At 72.8% G+C, this 16666-nt stretch carries 14 protein-coding genes; 11 read left to right on the top strand and 3 right to left on the bottom strand.

Features of this window, described 5'->3' with window-relative positions:
* On the bottom strand, window positions 1-181 hold a 181-nt coding region (locus tag MNZ27_RS20355), incomplete at its 3' end, for a double zinc ribbon domain-containing protein (RefSeq protein ID WP_242395920.1).
* A gap of 71 nt (window positions 182-252) precedes the next feature.
* Window positions 253-1497, bottom strand: a complete 1245-nt coding sequence (locus MNZ27_RS20360) for an FHA domain-containing protein (protein ID WP_242395921.1) — start codon at window positions 1495-1497, stop codon at window positions 253-255.
* Window positions 1498-1872: 375 nt separating this feature from the next.
* On the opposite strand from MNZ27_RS20360, the gene MNZ27_RS20365 reads away from it, so the two are divergent.
* Window positions 1873-4056 (top strand): RelA/SpoT family protein, encoded by a 2184-nt coding sequence (locus MNZ27_RS20365; RefSeq protein WP_242395922.1) that lies wholly within the window; start codon window positions 1873-1875, stop codon window positions 4054-4056.
* A gap of 60 nt (window positions 4057-4116) precedes the next feature.
* On the top strand, window positions 4117-4503 hold the full coding sequence (locus MNZ27_RS20370) for a RidA family protein (protein WP_242395923.1): 387 nt from the start codon (window positions 4117-4119) through the stop codon (window positions 4501-4503).
* A 203-nt stretch (window positions 4504-4706) separates the two neighbouring features.
* Here the strand turns inward: MNZ27_RS20370 and MNZ27_RS20375 are convergent, their stop codons facing one another.
* Window positions 4707-5972 carry a KamA family radical SAM protein gene (locus MNZ27_RS20375; RefSeq protein ID WP_242395924.1) on the bottom strand — a complete coding sequence of 422 codons (1266 nt, stop codon included), beginning with the start codon at window positions 5970-5972 and terminating at the stop codon, window positions 4707-4709.
* Window positions 5973-6189: 217 nt separating this feature from the next.
* Between MNZ27_RS20375 and MNZ27_RS20380 the strand changes: the two genes are divergently transcribed.
* From MNZ27_RS20380 to secF, 9 genes are all read left to right on the top strand, one after another.
* Entirely contained in the window at window positions 6190-7413 is a 1224-nt protein-coding gene (locus MNZ27_RS20380; protein ID WP_242395925.1) for a KamA family radical SAM protein, read from the top strand.
* A complete protein-coding gene (locus MNZ27_RS20385; RefSeq protein ID WP_242395926.1) occupies window positions 7410-8075 on the top strand; it encodes a DedA family protein in 666 nt (221 codons plus the stop codon). The genes MNZ27_RS20380 and MNZ27_RS20385 overlap by 4 nt, the downstream gene beginning before the upstream one ends.
* Window positions 8072-8938 carry a SpoIID/LytB domain-containing protein gene (locus tag MNZ27_RS20390; protein ID WP_242395927.1) on the top strand — a complete coding sequence of 289 codons (867 nt, stop codon included), beginning with the start codon at window positions 8072-8074 and terminating at the stop codon, window positions 8936-8938. The genes MNZ27_RS20385 and MNZ27_RS20390 overlap by 4 nt, the downstream gene beginning before the upstream one ends.
* 36 nt (window positions 8939-8974) lie before the next feature.
* On the top strand, window positions 8975-10015 hold the full coding sequence (gene queA, locus MNZ27_RS20395) for a tRNA preQ1(34) S-adenosylmethionine ribosyltransferase-isomerase QueA (protein ID WP_242395928.1): 1041 nt from the start codon (window positions 8975-8977) through the stop codon (window positions 10013-10015).
* A gap of 348 nt (window positions 10016-10363) precedes the next feature.
* Window positions 10364-10984, top strand: coding sequence for a PilZ domain-containing protein (locus MNZ27_RS24110; RefSeq protein WP_242395929.1), 621 nt, complete (start codon window positions 10364-10366; stop codon window positions 10982-10984).
* Between the two features lie 72 nt (window positions 10985-11056).
* Window positions 11057-12238 carry a tRNA guanosine(34) transglycosylase Tgt gene (tgt, locus tag MNZ27_RS20405; protein ID WP_242395930.1) on the top strand — a complete coding sequence of 394 codons (1182 nt, stop codon included), beginning with the start codon at window positions 11057-11059 and terminating at the stop codon, window positions 12236-12238.
* 138 nt (window positions 12239-12376) lie between these two features.
* On the top strand, window positions 12377-12733 hold the full coding sequence (gene yajC, locus MNZ27_RS20410; RefSeq protein WP_242395931.1) for a preprotein translocase subunit YajC: 357 nt from the start codon (window positions 12377-12379) through the stop codon (window positions 12731-12733).
* Window positions 12734-14575 carry a protein translocase subunit SecD gene (secD, locus tag MNZ27_RS20415; RefSeq protein WP_242395932.1) on the top strand — a complete coding sequence of 614 codons (1842 nt, stop codon included), beginning with the start codon at window positions 12734-12736 and terminating at the stop codon, window positions 14573-14575.
* Window positions 14575-15807, top strand: a complete 1233-nt coding sequence (gene secF / locus MNZ27_RS20420) for a protein translocase subunit SecF (protein WP_242395933.1) — start codon at window positions 14575-14577, stop codon at window positions 15805-15807. Before secD ends, secF begins: the two co-directional genes overlap by 1 nt.
* Window positions 15808-16666 lie beyond the last annotated feature (859 nt).

Below are 16666 nucleotides of genomic sequence, written 5' to 3' on the forward strand. Positions count from 1 at the left end.
CGGCCGGCGCGCCGCACCGGCCGCAGAACCGGAAGCCGGCCTCGAGCCGGGCCCCGCAGGCGCCGCAGGTCGGGGGCAGCGGCGGCGGCGCCGCGCGGAGGGGCTCGCCGCACGCGACGCACGAGCCGGCGCTCGCGTCGTTCTCTCGCCCGCAGCGCGCGCACGGGATCGGCCTCGTCATGGCGCGATACTACAGGAGACCCCGGGGGGCCAGAACCCCAGGAGCCGGGGACAGCGGCGCGCACCGAGCGTTCAGGGCTCCGGCGGCCGCTTGGGATCCTGGGCGACGACGCGGAGCACCTCGCGCCCGAGCCGTACGGCGTCGCCGTCGTGCAGCGCGCGCTCGCCGCGCGGCGGGAGCCGGACGAACGTGCCGCTCGCCGACCCGAGGTCGCGCAAGCGCACGCCGCCCGCCTCCACCACGAGCTCGGCGTGCGCCTGGGAGATCAGCGGGTCGTCGCCGAGGTTCACGGCGCACCCGGCGCGCCCGATGGTGATCGAAGGGCCGCCGCGGACGTGGACGCGCCCCGGGGCGCCGCCCTCGAGGCGCTCCTCCACCACGATCGCGGTGCCCGGCGGGCGCGGCGCGCCGAGGCGCCGCGTCCCGTCCGGCGACGGCGCGGACGCCGGGGCGAGCGGGCCCACGTATCGCAGCAGCCGCTCGCCGACCGCGAAGTCGTCGCCGGGGTGGAGCGGGGACGCGGGGCCGCGCAGCCTCAGGAACGTGCCGCCGATCGCGCCCTCGTCCCGGACGAGCAGCGCGCCGTCGCGGAAGAGGAACGTGGCGTGGTGCGGGGCGAGGCACGGATCGTCGGGGAACGCCACCGCGCTCCCCCCGCGACCCGCCTCGACCACCTCCGCGTCGAGCTGGAACGTGCGGGGCGCGCCGCCGTGCTCGAGGACGAGCGTCACGCGGCCTGGCGCGAGGGCTTCGAGGCTCGAGGTGACGGGGCCCGCCGGCTGCGTGCGCGCGCCGATGGCCTGGCCGCAGGTGGCGCAGAACGGCCCCTCGCCGGCGGCCGCGCCGCACCGCGGGCACCGCGCCGTGAGCGGCTCCGGCGTCGAGTGCTCCGGCGACCGCGGCGCCGCGGCGGAGACGAGGCGGGTGGCCGCGGGGGCGCCGGCCCCCTGGAACGAGCGGATCACCGGCCCGTCGGGGGGCGGCTTCGCGACCTCGGCCGCGGACGCCGCCCCAGGCCGGACGTCCACGCCACGGGCAGCGGCGGCGTCGCCGCCGCTTCGCGTCCCGGCGTCCTCGGCGTCCTCGGCGACGGAGGCGAGCGGCGCCGCGGGGGAGCTGGCGTCCGCCTCCTCGGCGCCGCCGAGCGGCTTGCCGCAGCCCGCGCAGCGCGTCGCGCCCGGATCGTTGTAGGCGTCACAGCTCCGGCAGACGATGCCGAGGATCCCGGTGAGGCGCCCGAACTCGACCTCGACGCCGCAGGCGGGACAGCTCCCCATGGTGAGGTCGAGCCCCGCGCCGCATGCCTTGCACTTCACCGTGTCCTCCGATCGTGGCAGGGCGACGTTACCCGCGGTCGCCCCACCGCTCAACCCGCCGCCAGGAACGGCCTCGCCGCGCGTACTTGCCCAAGCTACCTCGGCGGCGTCGATCGGGACGCCGGGCGGCGGTCGGACCAGCCCGGATCACCGGGCCCATCGGATGCTCGCCCCGACCGGCCCGACCGGCCCGACCGGACGCCACGGCCCTCGCTGGCGTGCGGCGACGCGGCGCGTTAGACGAGCTCGAGGGGACCGGTGCACGCGGAGGGCGTGCCCAGGCGCGGGCGGGCGGAGCTCCGGAAAGAAGATCCCGCCGTGCGACCGACGCGCTTGCCGGCCCCGGAGGCGACCCGTTACCCTATCGGATCAGCTTTGCTCAGGCTCAACGACATCCTGGACCGGGTGACCTCGTATCACCCGAACCCCGACCTTGATCTCATCAAGAAGGCGTACGTCTACAGCGCCAAGGTCCACCAGGGGCAGATCCGGAAGTCCGGCGAGCCGTACCTCGTCCACCCGCTGGAGGTCGCCGGCATCCTCGCGGAGCTGAAGCTCGACGAGTCGTCGGTCGTCACCGGCCTCCTCCACGACACCATCGAGGACACCCTCGCGACGAAGGAGGAGATCGCCGAGCTGTTCGGCGGCGAGATCGCCGAGCTCGTGGACGGCGTGACCAAGCTCTCCCAGTTCAGCGCCGCCAACACGCAGGAGGAGAAGCAGGCGGAGAACTTCCGCAAGATGGTCGTCGCGATGGCGAGGGACATCCGGGTCCTCCTCGTCAAGCTCGCGGACCGGACGCACAACATGCGGACGCTCGACGCGATGAAGCCGGAGTCGCAGGAGCGGATCGCCCGGGAGACGCTGGACATCTACGCGCCGCTCGCGAACCGGCTCGGCATCCAGTGGATCAAGACCGAGCTGGAGGAGCTGTCGTTCAAGTACCTCAAGCCCACCGAGTTCGCCGAGCTCACCGCGAAGGCCGCGAACACCGCGAAGGAGAAGGAGGCGTTCGTCGCCGACGTCATCGAGATCATCCGCCGCAAGCTCGCCGAGGCGGGGCTCGAGGGCGCCGAGGTCACCGGGCGGGTGAAGCACACCTACTCGATCTGGCGGAAGATGCAGCAGCTCGGCGTCGAGTTCGAGCAGATCCAGGACGTGGTCGGGTTCCGGGTGATCGTGGACAGCGTCGCCCACTGCTACGAGACGCTCGGGCTCATCCACGCGCTGTGGAAGCCGGTGCCCGGCCGGTTCAAGGACTACATCGCCATCCCGAAGCCCAACCTGTACCAGTCCCTCCACACGACCGTGGTCGGGCCGGCGGGCGAGCGGATCGAGGTCCAGATCCGCACGCGGGAGATGCACGAGATCGCCGAGGAGGGCGTCGCCGCGCACTGGGCGTACAAGGAGAAGGGGCGCGACGGCAAGGGCAAGGAGATGTCGCGGAAGGACGCCGAGTCCTTCGGCTGGCTCCGGCAGCTCGTCGAGTGGCAGCGCGAGCTCGCCGACCCCCGCGAGTTCCTCGAGACGGTGAAGGTGGACCTCTTCTCGGACGAGGTCTTCGTCTTCACGCCGAAGGGCGCGGTGAAGAGCCTGCCGCGCGGCGCGACCCCGGTGGACTTCGCCTACACGATCCACTCCGAGATCGGCGAGCACTGCGTCGGCGCGAAGGTGAACGGGAAGCTCGTCCCGCTCCGCTACACGCTCAAGAACGGCGACACCGTCGAGATCCTCACGAGCGTCGGCGCGCACCCGTCGAAGGACTGGCTCACCTTCGTGCGGACGAGCCGCGCCCAGGCGCGGATCCGCCAGTTCCTCCGCGCCACCGAGCACCGGCGCTCCATCGAGATCGGGCACGAGGTCGCCGAGCGGGAGCTGCGCCGCTACGGGCTCACCCTCGGCAAGCTCGTGAAGGGCGGCGAGCTCGAGAAGGTCGCGAAGACGCTCGGGTACCGCGTCGTGGACGACCTCCTCGCCGCCCTCGGCTACGGCAAGGTCTCGCCCGCGCAGCTCCTCCAGCAGCTCCTCCCCGCCGAGAAGCTCGCCGCGCCGCCGCCGCCGTTCGAGCCGACGCAGCCGCCGAGCCGCATCGCCGAGCTCTTCCGCAAGATGGCCCGCCGCCCGACCGAGGGCGTCCGGATCAACGGGATCGAGGACGTGCTGGTCCGGTACGGGAAGTGCTGCAACCCCGTCCCGGGCGACGCGATCGTCGGGTACATCACCCGCGGGCGCGGCGTGACGGTCCACACCGCCGGCTGCGACAAGATCCTCGGCATCGACCCGGAGCGGCGGGTGGACGTCGCGTGGGACGTCCGGGGGGACTTCAAGCGAAACGTCTCCCTGCGGGTCATCACCTCGGACCGGCCCGGCATCCTCGCCAGGATCTCCCAGACCTTCGGCGAGGCCGGGGTGAACATCTCCCAGGCGAGCTGTCGGACCACGCCGGGGGAGCGCGCGGTGAACGAGTTCGAGGTCACCATCGGCGACCTCAAGCAGCTCAACTCCGTGATCCGGTCCATCGAGCGGATCGAGGGCGTGCAGTCCGTCCAGCGCATGTAGCGCCGGCCGCGCGCGCCCCCCGGCGTTGAAGCGGAGGCGGCGGGCCGGTAAGGTCGGCCCATGAAGACCCTCATCGCGACCCCGGAGGCGCCCAAGGCGATCGGCCCCTACAGCCAGGGGCTCGAGACGCGCGGCGCTCGCACGCTCTGGCTCTCCGGCCAGATCCCCCTCGACCCCGCCACCGGCGAGCTCGTGAAGGGCTCCATCGAGCAGGAGACGCAGCGCGTGATGGACAACCTCCGCGCGGTGCTCGCCCGCGCCGGCGCCGGGTTCGAGCACGTCGTGAAGACGACGATCTTCCTCGCGGACCTCGGCGACTTCGCGAAGGTGAACGAGGTCTACGGGCGCTGCTTCACCTCGGCGCCGCCGGCGCGGTCCACCGTGCAGGTCGCGGCGCTGCCGCGGGGCGCGCGGGTCGAGATCGAGGCCGTCGCGGTGGTGGATTGATCGGAGCTGCGCACCGCCCCCCCGTGATGCGTGCCCGTCACCGTCACCGTCACCGGCTTCTCCGTGACCCGTGAGCCGGGTCGCGTGGCCCGTGGCCCGATCCCGTGATCCGACGGAGACACGGGCCACGGGACGCGGGAGGCGGGCCACGGATACGGGAACGGTCACGGTCACGGTCCACGGGTTCGGGCTCGCGCCCCCCGTCACGGCTCGAGGTACTCGTACTCCCGGCCCGTGTAGCTCCGGAGCACCCAGCGCTTGCCCTCGTGCGAGACGACGTAGTCCGGGCTCAGCGGGATCTTCCCGCCGCCGTTCGGCGCGTCCACCACGAAGTGCGGCACCGCGAGCCCGGAGGTGTGGCCGCGCAGGGCCTCGATGATCCGGAGCCCGGCCTCGATCGGCGTCCGGAAGTGGCCGATGCCGCGCGCGAGATCGCACTGGTAGATGTAGTAGGGGCGGATCCGCATCAGGAGGAGCAGGTGGTTCAGCTCCTTCACGATCCGCGGATCGTCGTTCACGCCCTTGAGCAGCACCATCTGGTTCCCGAGGACGCAGCCGGCGTCGGCGAGGCGGCGGGCCGCGTCGAACGCCTCGGCGGTGCACTCCCGCGGGTGGTTGAAGTGCGTGTTGACGTACACCGGGTGGTGGCGCCGGAGCATGGCCGCGAGGTCGTCGGTCACGCGCTGGGGCAGGGTGACGAGGTTCCGCGTCCCGAGCCGGAAGATCTCGACGTGCGGGATCGCCCGGAGCCGCCCGAGGAGATCGTCGAGCCGCTCGTCCGACAGCGAGAGCGGATCGCCGCCGGAGATCACCACGTCGCGGATCTCCGGGTGTCGCGCGATGTACGCGAGCGCGCCGTCGATCTGCCGCTTCGCGGCGGCGGTCGTCGGGTCCGACACCTTCCGCTTGCGCGTGCAGTGGCGGCAGTACACCGGGCAGTTGTGGGTGGTGTAGAGCAGGACGCGATCCGGGTAGCGGTGCGTCAGCCCCGGGACGGGCATGTCCCGGTCCTCCGCGAGCGGATCCTCCAGCTCGGAGGGGAGGACGTGCTGCTCGTCCGGCGTCGGGACGGACTGGAGCCGGATCGGGCAGGTCGGGTCGTCCGGGTCCATCAGCGCCGCGTAGTACGGCGTGATGCCCATGTGGAACTCGCCGGCCGTCTCGATCGCCGCCCGGCGCTCCTCCGGCGTCACCCGGATCACCCGCTCGAGCTGCTCGATCCCGGTGATGCGCTCGCGCTGCTGCCAGTGCCAGTCGTCCCAGAGCCCGTCCGGCACGCCCGCCCAGATCGAGCGAGGCCCCGGCCGGAACCGCGACCGGACCACCGGGACGGGGGCGCCCGCCTGGAGGCCGGCTTTCGGCGGCGGGGGTCCCTTCACGACGCCGTTCGTCCGGGGCTCGACCGCGGCGCCCACCGGCCGCCTCCCCGCCGCCCCGCCGACGCCCCCCGTCACAGGGACCTCTGCCATGACAGTGTCGCTCCGTCGCGTGCCCGACGCGCACGCTCCCTCGTTCCCTTAACATTCCGCCTCGGCTCTGACACGCCCGCGCGACCGCGCGGCCATCGGCAGATCTGATGGGGGCCGGCCGGGAGGCGCGCGGCCGCAGGGCCGCTTCCCCTCCCGGATTTGACTTGGGCGATCCCGGCCGTTAGCTTCCGCGCCCTCGGACGCTCCTTTCCACGCGATGACCCGGAACCCCCTCTTCACCCACGCGACCGACGCGGAGTGGCGCGACTGGCGCTGGCAGCAGCGCAACGCGCTCACCACCGCCGACGCGCTCGCGCGGGCGGTCCCGCTCGCGGACCCGGAGCGGCGCGGCCTCGCCCTCGCGGAGGGGCGCACCCGGATCGCGGTGACGCCGTACTACGCGTCGCTCATGGACCCGGAGCACCCGTCCTGCCCGATCCGCATGCAGGTGATCCCGTCGCCGGAGGAGGCGGCGCGCGCGCCCGGCGATCTCGAGGATCCCATCGGCGAGGAGACGCACCGGCCCGCGCGCGCGATCGTGCACAAGTACCGGGATCGCGCGCTCCTCCTCGCCGTCGATCGCTGCACCGTGTACTGCCGGCACTGCACGCGGCGCCGGATCACCTTCGGCGAGGAGTCGGGCTTCGACCGCGCGGCCGTGGACGAGGCGCTGGCCTACGTGCGCGCCCACACGGAGGTGCGCGACGTGATCGTCTCGGGCGGAGATCCGCTCGTGCTGTCGGACGAGCGGCTCGAGGGGATCCTCGCCGGCCTCCGGGCCATCCCGCACGTGCAGCTCCTGCGCGTCGCGACCCGCGCGCCGGTCACGAACCCGATGCGGATCACCGGCGACCTCGCGGCGATGCTGCGGCGGTTCGCGCCCCTCTTCCTCGTCACGCACTTCAACCACCCGAAGGAGTGCACCGCCGAGGCGCGCACCGCGTGCGAGGCGCTCGTGGATCACGGGGTCCCCGTCGAGAACCAGACCGTGCTCCTGCGCGGCGTGAACTCGTCCGCGCGGATCCTCGGCGACCTCTTCGAGCGGCTGCTCACCTTCCGTGTCCGCCCGTACTACCTGCACCAGGGCGATCTCGCCGCCGGGACCGCGCACCTGCGCACGCCGCTCGAGGCCGGCGTCGCGATCCTCGACCAGCTCCGCGGACGGACGAGCGGCCTCGCGATCCCCCACCTCGCCGTGGACCTGCCGGGCGGGGGCGGGAAGGTGACGCTGCAGCCGCGCTACCTGCTCGGTGAGGGGGAGGACGAGCGCGGGTTGCGGGGGCACTGGCTCCGCAACTACCGCGGCGAGCGCTACTTCTACCCCGAGCCGCCGGGCCGGGATTGCACCTGCCCGTACGAGAAGGTCTACTACCGCGACGCGGGCGGCGGAGCGGCCGCTCCCGCGGTGGCCGGCCGGGACCGGCGGGAAGGGGAGGCATGATCTCGAGGATCCTCGCGGCGCTGCTCGGGTTCACCACCGCCGTGATCGGCGCGATGGGCTACGGCGGCGTCGTGCTGCTCATGGCGATCGAGAGCGCGTGCATCCCGCTCCCGTCCGAGATCATCATGCCGCTCGCCGGGTACCTGGTGTACCAGGGGCGCTTCACGCTCCAGGCGGCCGCGCTGGCCGGCGCCGCGGGCTGCGTGATCGGCTCGATCCCGGCGTACTACCTCGGCCAGTACGGCGGCCGGCCCCTCATCGAGCGCTGGGGGCGGTACGTCCTCATCTCGCACCGCGACCTCGATCTCGCCGACCGGCTGTTCCGGCGGTGGGGGCAGTGGGTGGTCCTCGCCGGGCGCCTGCTGCCCGTGGTCCGCACCTTCATCGCGTTCCCCGCCGGCGTGTCGCGGATGCCGATGGGCAAGTTCGTGGCCTTCACCTTCATCGGCTCGTACCCCTGGTGCCTCGCGCTCGCCTGGACGGGCGCGAAGCTCGGCGACGCCTGGCACACCGACCCGCGCTTCAAGGCCGTGTACCACCGGTTCGAGCTCGCGATCGTGGTCGCGGGCGTCCTCGCGGTGGCCTGGTTCGTCTGGCACAAGGTCAAGGAGGCGCGGCTCGCCCGCGCCGCCGCGCCCGCGACGGACGCCGACCGGGCGTGAGCCGCGCCCGCGCCGCCGCCGCGCTGCTCCTGCTGCTCGCCGGCGCCCCCGCGGGCGCCGAGGAGCTGATCCGCGTCCTCGTGAAGGTGGCTCCCCGGACGGTGGAGGAGCTCCGGCTCGAGGACTACGTCGCCGGCGTCGTCGCCGGCGAGATGCCCGCCTCGTTCCCGCCGGAGGCGCTCAAGGCGCAGGCCGTCGCGGCGCGGAGCTACGCGCTCACGCGCAAGCTCGAGGCGCAGGCCGCGAACCGGCGCTGGGACATCGCGACCGGGGTGCTCGCGCAGGTCTACGCGGCGGGCCAGGCGAGCCCCGCTGCCCGCGCCGCGGTCGCCGCGACGGAGGGCGAGGTGCTGGTCCTCGGCATGGAGCCGGTCGAGGCCTACTTCCACGCCGCGTGCGGCGGCCGGACCGAGGGGGGGCTGGCCGCCCTCGGGCGCGACCTGTCCTACCTGTCGCCCGTCGAGTGCGGCCGCTGCGACGACGCGCCGGGCGTCCGCTGGAAGGTGAAGGTCGCCGCGTCCGAGGTCGGGAAGGTGACCGGGCTGGGCGGGGCCGCCACGGACGCGCGTATCGTCTCCCGCAGCCCGAGCGGGCGCGCCGAGCGGCTCGAGCTCGCCCGCGGCCGGACGAAGGTGGTCGTCGCCGCGACGGACCTCCGGCAGCGGCTCGGGTTCTCGCGGCTGCCGTCGCTCGCGTTCGAGGTCCGGCTCGAGGGCGGCGCGCTCGTCTTCGAGGGGCGCGGCCGCGGCCACGGCGCGGGGCTCTGCCAGTGGGGCGCCGCCGGGCTCGCGCGCGAGGGGAAGACCTACCGCGAGATCCTCCTGCACTATTATCCCGGCACGGACGTGGTCCGGATGTACTGACCCATCGACCGCCCCGGCGCCGCTCCGATCCATCCCGTGAAGCTCTCCGACTTCGACTACCCGCTCCCCGAGGAGCTGATCGCGCAGGCGCCGGTGACGCCCCGCGACGCCTCCCGGCTCCTCGTCGTCCCCCCCGACGCCCCGCCGCGGCACGCGGCGTTCACCGACCTGCCCGGCCTCCTCGACGCCGGCGACCTCCTCGTCTTCAACGACACCCGGGTGATCCCGGCGCGGCTCGTCGGCCGCAAGCCGTCCGGCGGCCGGGTCGAGATCCTCCTGTGCGAGCCGCTCGAGGGCGGCCTCGGCCGCCGCTGGCGCGCGATGGGGCAGGCGTCCAAGCCGATCCGCGAGGGCACGATTCTGGAGTTCGACGGCCTCGCGGCCCGGGTGGACCAGGTCGAGGGGGAGGGCTTCTACGTGGTGACGCTCGACCGCGAGGGACGCGACCTCGAGGCCGCCCTCGGCCGCGCCGGCCGGATCCCGCTGCCCCCCTACGTCCGGCGCGCGCCGTCCGCCGAGGACGCGGAGCGCTACCAGACGGTGTACGCCCGCGCCCCCGGCAGCGCCGCCGCGCCCACCGCCGGGCTCCACTTCACCCCGGCGCTGCTCGAGCGGCTCGCCGCGCGCGGCGTGCTGCGCACCGCCGTGACGCTCCACGTCGGGCCCGGGACCTTCCTGCCGGTCCGCGGCGACTCGATCGAGGGTCACCGGATGCACGGCGAGCGTTACGTCGTGCCCGCCGCGGCGGCCGCCGCCGTCGCCGACGCGCGGGGCCGCGGGGCACGGGTGGTCGCGGTGGGGACCACCTCCGTGCGGACGCTCGAGAGCGCCTGGCGCGACGGCGCGGTGCAGGCAGGGGAGGGCCGGACCGAGCTGTTCATCCGCCCCGGCTACCGCTACCGGGCGGTCGACGCCCTCGTCACGAACTTCCACCTCCCGCGCTCCACCCTGCTCATGCTCGTCTGCGCGTTCGGGGGGACCGACCGGGTCCTCGCCGCGTACCGGGAGGCGGTCGCGGACCGCTATCGCTTCTTCAGCTACGGCGACGCGATGTTCCTGCCGCAGCGGGCGGGGTGACGGAGGCCACGGGACGCCTGCCCGGGCCGTGGCACGGGCGCGGGGAGCGGGGAGCGGGGAGCGGGGCCGCGTCCGGGCACGACATGGGGCTCCCTCCGGCGGATCCGCGACACGGGGCCGGGCCTGCGCTACGGTGAAACCGCGCGAGGCCGTGACCGTGCCCGTCACCGTGACCGATCTCCGTGCCCGTCACCCGGCTTCCTCCCCTGGACCGCGATCCGTCGCGGGCCCCCGGGGGTGCGGTTCCACGGGCCACGGGCCACGGGACGCGGGTCACGCGGACGGGAGACGGTGACGGTCACGGAGCACGGGTACGGGTACGGGTACGGGAAAACGGGAGGAGCGGGGGTGCACGGCGCCGCGGTGAACCTCGACGGGTTCCAATACCTCGCCGGCTGGAGGCCGGCGACGGCGAGCCTCTTCCTCCCGGTGCTCTCCGCGTCGCGGGTCGGCGACCGCGCCGCCGTGCGCGTGGGGATCTCCGGGCGCCCGATCCGGGCGACGGTCTTCGGGAAGGTCGCGCTCGTGCGGCGCGTCGGCCGGCCGGCGCTGCCGCCCGGGGTCGAGCTCCAGCTCGAGCCGATGAGCGTGCCCGCCGCCCGGTTCCTCGCCCTGGCCGCGCGCGGCGAGACCGTCACGTTCCTGGAGCGCGCGCCGCGCTACGCCGCGGATCGCGTCCTCGCGGTGGAGCACGGCGGCCGGAGGTTCGAGGCCGCGACCCTCAACCTCTCCGAGGGCGGGTGCGCGCTGCGCTGGCCGGACGGGCTGCCGCTCCCCGGCGACGCGGTGAATCTGCGAATCGCGTCGGGGCTCTTCCGACCGGCCCTCCGGGCGATCGTCTGCTGGAGCCGCCCGGGCGGCGCGGAGGAGCACGCCGTCGGCCTGCGGATCGTCGTCGAGGGCCTGGCCGGACGCGCCTGGCGCGCCCTCGTCGCCGAGGTCGCGCGATCCGGCGCGCGGGCCGTGTGAGGGCCATGTGAGGGCCATGATCAGGCCGGGCCGCCGCTTGACACCCGCCCGCCCGCGGGTGACACCCGCGCAGTGAACCGCTTCACCCTGCTCGCCGAGGACGGCGCCGCCCGCCGGGGCCGGCTCGAGACGGCGCACGGCACCGTCGAGACGCCGGTGTTCATGCCCGTCGGCACGGCCGCGGCCGTGAAGACGCTCGAGCCCCGGGATCTCGAGGCGCTCGGCGCCCGCATCGTCCTGGCGAACACCTACCACCTCTTCCTGCGCCCGGGGCACGAGCGCGTCCAGCGCCTCGGGCGGCTGCACCGGTTCATGTCCTGGCCCGGCGCGGTGCTCACCGACTCGGGCGGCTTCCAGGTGTTCAGCCTCGGCGAGCGGACGGGGCGGGTGAAGGGGGGGCCCGGGCTCGTCACCATCGCCGAGGAGGGCGTCACCTTTCGCAGCCACCTCGACGGCTCGCGCCAGTTCCTCTCGCCGGAGAAGGCCATCGCGGTGCAGGAGGCGCTCGGCGCCGACGTGATCATGGCCTTCGACGAGTGCCCGCCGTCGCTGGCCGATCGGGCGTACCACGAGCGATCGCTCGCCCGGACCCAGCGCTGGCTCGTCCGCTGCCGGCAGGCGTGGCGCGAGATCGAGGATCGGCGCGCCGACGATCCCGGCGCCGAGCAGTACGCCTGCGATCTGTTCGGCATCGCGCAGGGCGGGCTCCACCCGGATCTCCGGGCCCGGGCCATCGAGGAGGCGGCCGCCCTCGAGCTCCCCGGGTACGCGCTCGGCGGCTACGCGGTCGGGGAGGAGCCGGCGCAGATGTGGGAGGGCGTCGAGCGGGACGCCCCCCGCCTGCCGCGCGGCAAGCCGCGCTATCTGATGGGCGTCGGGACCCCGGAGGACCTGCTCGCCGGGATCGCGGCGGGGATCGACATGTTCGACTGCGTGCTCCCGACGCGGACCGCGCGGAACGGGCTGCTGTTCACCAGCCGCGGCAAGGTGGTCATCCGCAACGCGCGCCACGCCGACGACACCGGGCCGATCGACCCGGCATGCACCTGCTATACCTGCCGGACGTTCACCCGCGCCTACCTCCGCCACCTGTTCAAGGCGGGGGAGATCCTGGCGCTGCGCGCCAACACCCTCCACAACCTGCACTTCTACCTCTCGCTGATGCAGGGCGCCCGGGAGGCGATCGAGCAGGGGCGATTCCAGTCGTTCCGGCGCGAGCGGCTCGCCGCCTGGAGGGAGGGCGATCCCACCTGACCGGCCCCGAAAGGGGATCGCCTCCGCGGCGCGGCTCGGGGTCACACCGGGCACAAAGGGGTTGTCTTTCGGGCGGAAATCACGCTAGAACACAGCGCTTTTCCGTCAATCTCGGTTCGACATCCCGGAGCATCCAGAATGCACCCCCTCCTCCATGCCTTCCTCTCCCAGTCCGGTGACGCTGCTCCGAGCGGGGGCAGCCCGCTGAGCGGGATCGTCCTCTTCGCTGGCATGATCGCGATCTTCTACTTCGTGCTCTGGCGGCCCCAGGCCAAGGAGCGGAAGAAGGTCCAGCAGTTCATCGGGGCGCTGAAGAGGGGCGACGAGGTCGTCACGCAGGGCGGGATCGTCGGCACCGTGACCCTGGTGGACGACCGCACCGTGACGATCGACGTCGGCGGCGGGACGAAGATGCGGGTCCTCAAGAGTTACGTTGTGGGCCCCTGGAAGCAGGGGGAGCCCCAGCAGCCGGCCAAGGCGGAGGCGAAGAAGTAGATGGAACGCTCCTGGTACTGGCGCGCCGCGCTCATCGCTGCGGTCGCGCTCCTGTCGCTCTACCAGCTCGTCCCGAGCTGGTTCTACTTCCGGCTCGCGCCGGACGTCCGCAACACGGAGGCGTACGACGCCTCGGTGCCGAAGTGGGCGCCCGACGCGAAGCACCACCTGAACCTCGGCCTCGACCTGCAGGGCGGCATCCACCTCGCCCTCGGCGTGGACGTGGATCGCGCGGTGCAGGCCAAGATCGCGCGCCGCGCCGACGAGATCGCCGACTACCTCAAGACCAAGAACGTCCCGTTCACGTCGGCCGCGTCGGCGGAGAACGGCACGGTCGTCGAGGTGCGGTCGGATCGGCCGGACGAGGTCCGCGACGCGGTGCTCGACAGCTCGCGCGGCTACCGCGACGAGATGTACGCGCCGCAGGTCGGCGGCGGCATCGCCCGGTTCGCCTTCAAGGACTCGGTCCTGAAGGGCTTCCGCGAGAAGGCGGTCGAGCAGGCGGAGAAGGTCATCCGCAACCGCGTCGACAAGTGGGGCGTCACCGAGCCCGACATCAAGCGGAAGGCGAACAACCAGATCCAGATCCAGCTCCCCGGCTTCAAGGATCCGGACAAGGCCAAGGAGCTGCTCGGCCGCACGGCGCAGCTCGAGTTCAAGATCGCCGACGACGAGAACCCGGTCCTCGACGCGGTCCAGACCCAGCTCGCGCAGTGCCCGAGCACCCGCGCCGGCCTCACGTACCCGCTGCCCCAGGGCGGCTGCTGGATGGGCCAGCCGATCGAGCTGCCCACCGGCGGCAGCCGCGTGGTCACGGTCGTGGTCGCGAACACCCGCCCCGAGCTCGAGAAGCTCATCGAGCAGAGGCTCAACCCGCTCCTCGACCCGCAGAAGAACGTGATCGGCATCGGCGAGGCGCAGGTCGGGCAGGGCCCGGTCCGGTCCACGTACTACGAGACCTACCTGCTCCGCGCGAAGACCGAGCTCACCGGCGACTACATCGCCGACGCCTCGGTCGCGGTGGACAGCTCCGACACGCTCTCGCGCAACCGCCCGGTGGTGGCGTTCAAGATGTCGCCCGACGGCGCGCGCCTCATGGACAAGCTCACGAGCGAGAACATGCGCCGGCGCATGGCGACCGTCCTCGACGACAAGGTCGAGACGGCGCCGTACATCCAGGGGCGCATCTCCTCGAACGGGCAGATCACGCTCGGGTCCGGCCGGAACCAGCAGGACCAGTTCGAGGAGGCGAACCAGATCGCCCTCGTCCTCAAGGCGGGCGCGCTCCCGGCGCCGGTCACCATCTCGGAGGAGCGGCAGGTCGGCGCGACCCTCGGGCCGGAGCTGATCCGCAAGGGCACCACCGCAGCGCTCGTCGGCGTCGCGCTGGTCCTCCTCTTCATGATCGTCTACTACCGCGCGTCCGGGCTCATCGCGGACGCCGCCCTCGTCCTGAACGGCGTCCTGGTCCTCGCGGTCATGTCGATGATCGGCTCGACGCTGACCCTGCCCGGCATCGCGGGCTTCGTGCTCACGCTCGGCATGGCGGTGGACGCGAACGTGCTCATCAACGAGCGCATCCGCGAGGAGCTGCGCGGAGGCCGGACCGTCCGGCAGGCGGTCCAGGCGGGCTACGACAAGGTGTTCTGGACCATCGTGGACGCCCACGTGACGACGCTCGTCGCCGGCGGCGTGCTCATGCAGTACGGGTCCGGCCCGGTCCGCGGCTTCGCCGTCACGCTGATCATCGGCCTCGTCGCCTCGATGTTCACGTCCATCGTGGTGACCCGCGCGATCATGGAGTTCTTCACCCGCCACGAGTCGGCGAGGCTGAGCGTCTGATGCAATTCAAGACCTTCGACATCGTCCCCCACGGCACGAAGTTCGACTTCGTGGGGAAGCGCCACATCGCGGTGGCGCTGTCCCTCGCCGTGAACCTCGCGGTCGTCATCTGGTGCCTGCCGTTCGTCCACGGCCTGAACTTCGGCGTGGACTTCGCGGGCGGCACCGAGCTCGAGCTCAAGTTCACGGGCAAGATCGACCCGGGCGAGCTGCGGACCGCGGTCGAGCAGATGGGGCTCAAGGACGCCTCGGTCCAGACGTACGGCGCCGAGGCGGACAACGCCTACCTCATCCGCGTCGGTCGCATCGTCCTCATGTCCGAGGCCGACGTGAAGCGGGTGGTGGACGCGGTGAACGCCCGGTTCCCGGTGGAGCGCTACAGCTTCAACGCCGAGGTGGGCGACAAGATCGACTTCGAGTTCAAGACGCCGCCCGACGTGCAGGAGCTGCAGCGGGTGGTGCAGTCGGCGGGCGTGAACGTCCGCGAGATCCGGCAGCAGCAGGGGCTCGCGGCCGGCTCCCAGTCGTACGCCGTCCTCACCCAGGGCATCGCGGACAAGATCTCCGCGAGCCTCGCCGACAAGTTCGCGGCGCTCTCGCCGAAGGACCAGCTCGGCCACCCCAAGCCGGTGCAGCGCGTCGAGTACGTCGGGCCCGCGGTCGGCCGCGAGCTCCGCAACCAGGGCTTCAAGGCGATCCTGTACGCGATGGCGCTCATCGTCGTGTACATCGGGCTCCGGTTCGACTTCCGGTTCAGTCCGGGCGTGATCATCGCGATCGTGCACGACGCGGTCGTCACCCTCGGCTACTTCGCCTTCTCCGGGCGGGAGTTCAACCTGACCTCCATCGCCGTGATCCTCACCGTGGTCGGCTACTCGGTGAACGACACGGTGGTCGTCTACGACCGCATCCGCGAGAGCCAGGGCAAGTACCGCGGGCGCTCGCTCGCCGAGATCGTGAACCTCTCCATCAACGAGGTGCTCGGCCGGACCTTCCTCACCTCGTTCGCAACCGCGCTCTCCCTCGTTGGCCTCTTGATCTACGGCGTCGGGACGATCTTCGACTTCTCGATGGGCATGCTCGTCGGCATCGTCTCCGGCACGTACTCGACCTGGTTCATCGCCGCCCCGATGACGATCTGGCTCGAGGAGCGCGCCGCGAAGCGGAAGGGCGCAGGCGGGCAGGCGGCCGCGCAGCAGCCCGCCGCGGAGGCGCGGACCGCGCATCGCTGAGGCGCGGCCCCAGCGCCGTCACGCTTCACCGAGGGCCCCCCGCGGCAACGCGGCGGGGCCTTCGTCGTTTCGGGCGAGGAGGGGGGCACGGGCCCTCCGACGGAGCACGGGGCAGGGCGCCGCTCGAGCTGTGATGGCGACACCCACTCGCCTCGAGCTACTGCGGCGCACGCTGCCTGCCTGCGCGGGGCAGACTCCTCCCTGCGCTGCTCGACGTGCCTTCCAGGCACGCCTGCGCTGCTCGGTCGTCGTGTGCCCTCGCTCGGCGACGGCATCGTGTCGCTCGCTACGCGCGCCCTGAGCTCTCGAGGGCTTTGCCCGAGGCCAGGGCCGAAGGCCTGCCCTCGAGGTCGAGGCGTGCTCGAGGGGGTGCCGGAAAGCCGCCTGGGACGCCCTGCCGGCGGGCCATTGGCACGGACGGCGACACGCAGGGCGGCGGTCGAAAGAAAGTATTCGGCGGATCAGTTCTTGACGCGCGCCGGGGCCGGGCGTAGACAGCTGCCACTTCGGCGGTACGGCAGCCCACGCGACTCCGCACCACCGAGGCCCGGCAGAGCGCAAAGGAAGTCGATAGGCGCTCTTGACGGGAAAGGGGCAGCGGGGTAAAAGCCGCGCTCCTTCCGACGGAAACGACGCTCCGAGCGAGCGCCGGGACCGGCGGAAACCGCCGAAGAACGAAGCTGAAAACGTTCTCTTGACGGAAACAAGGCGGCGAGGTAGAAGCCGCCCACTTCGAACGCAGCGGTGAGTCTTCGGGACTCACGAGGCGGCGAGGCCCGGAGCGAGCGAGTCGGCTCGGGACGGGGAGCAGGGCTCGGTCTTTGAAAACTGAATAGCAAGCCTACGACGGAATGCGGAC

The sequence above is a fragment of the Anaeromyxobacter oryzisoli genome, assembly GCF_022690765.1.
GTDB classification, from domain to species: domain Bacteria; phylum Myxococcota; class Myxococcia; order Myxococcales; family Anaeromyxobacteraceae; genus Anaeromyxobacter; species Anaeromyxobacter oryzisoli.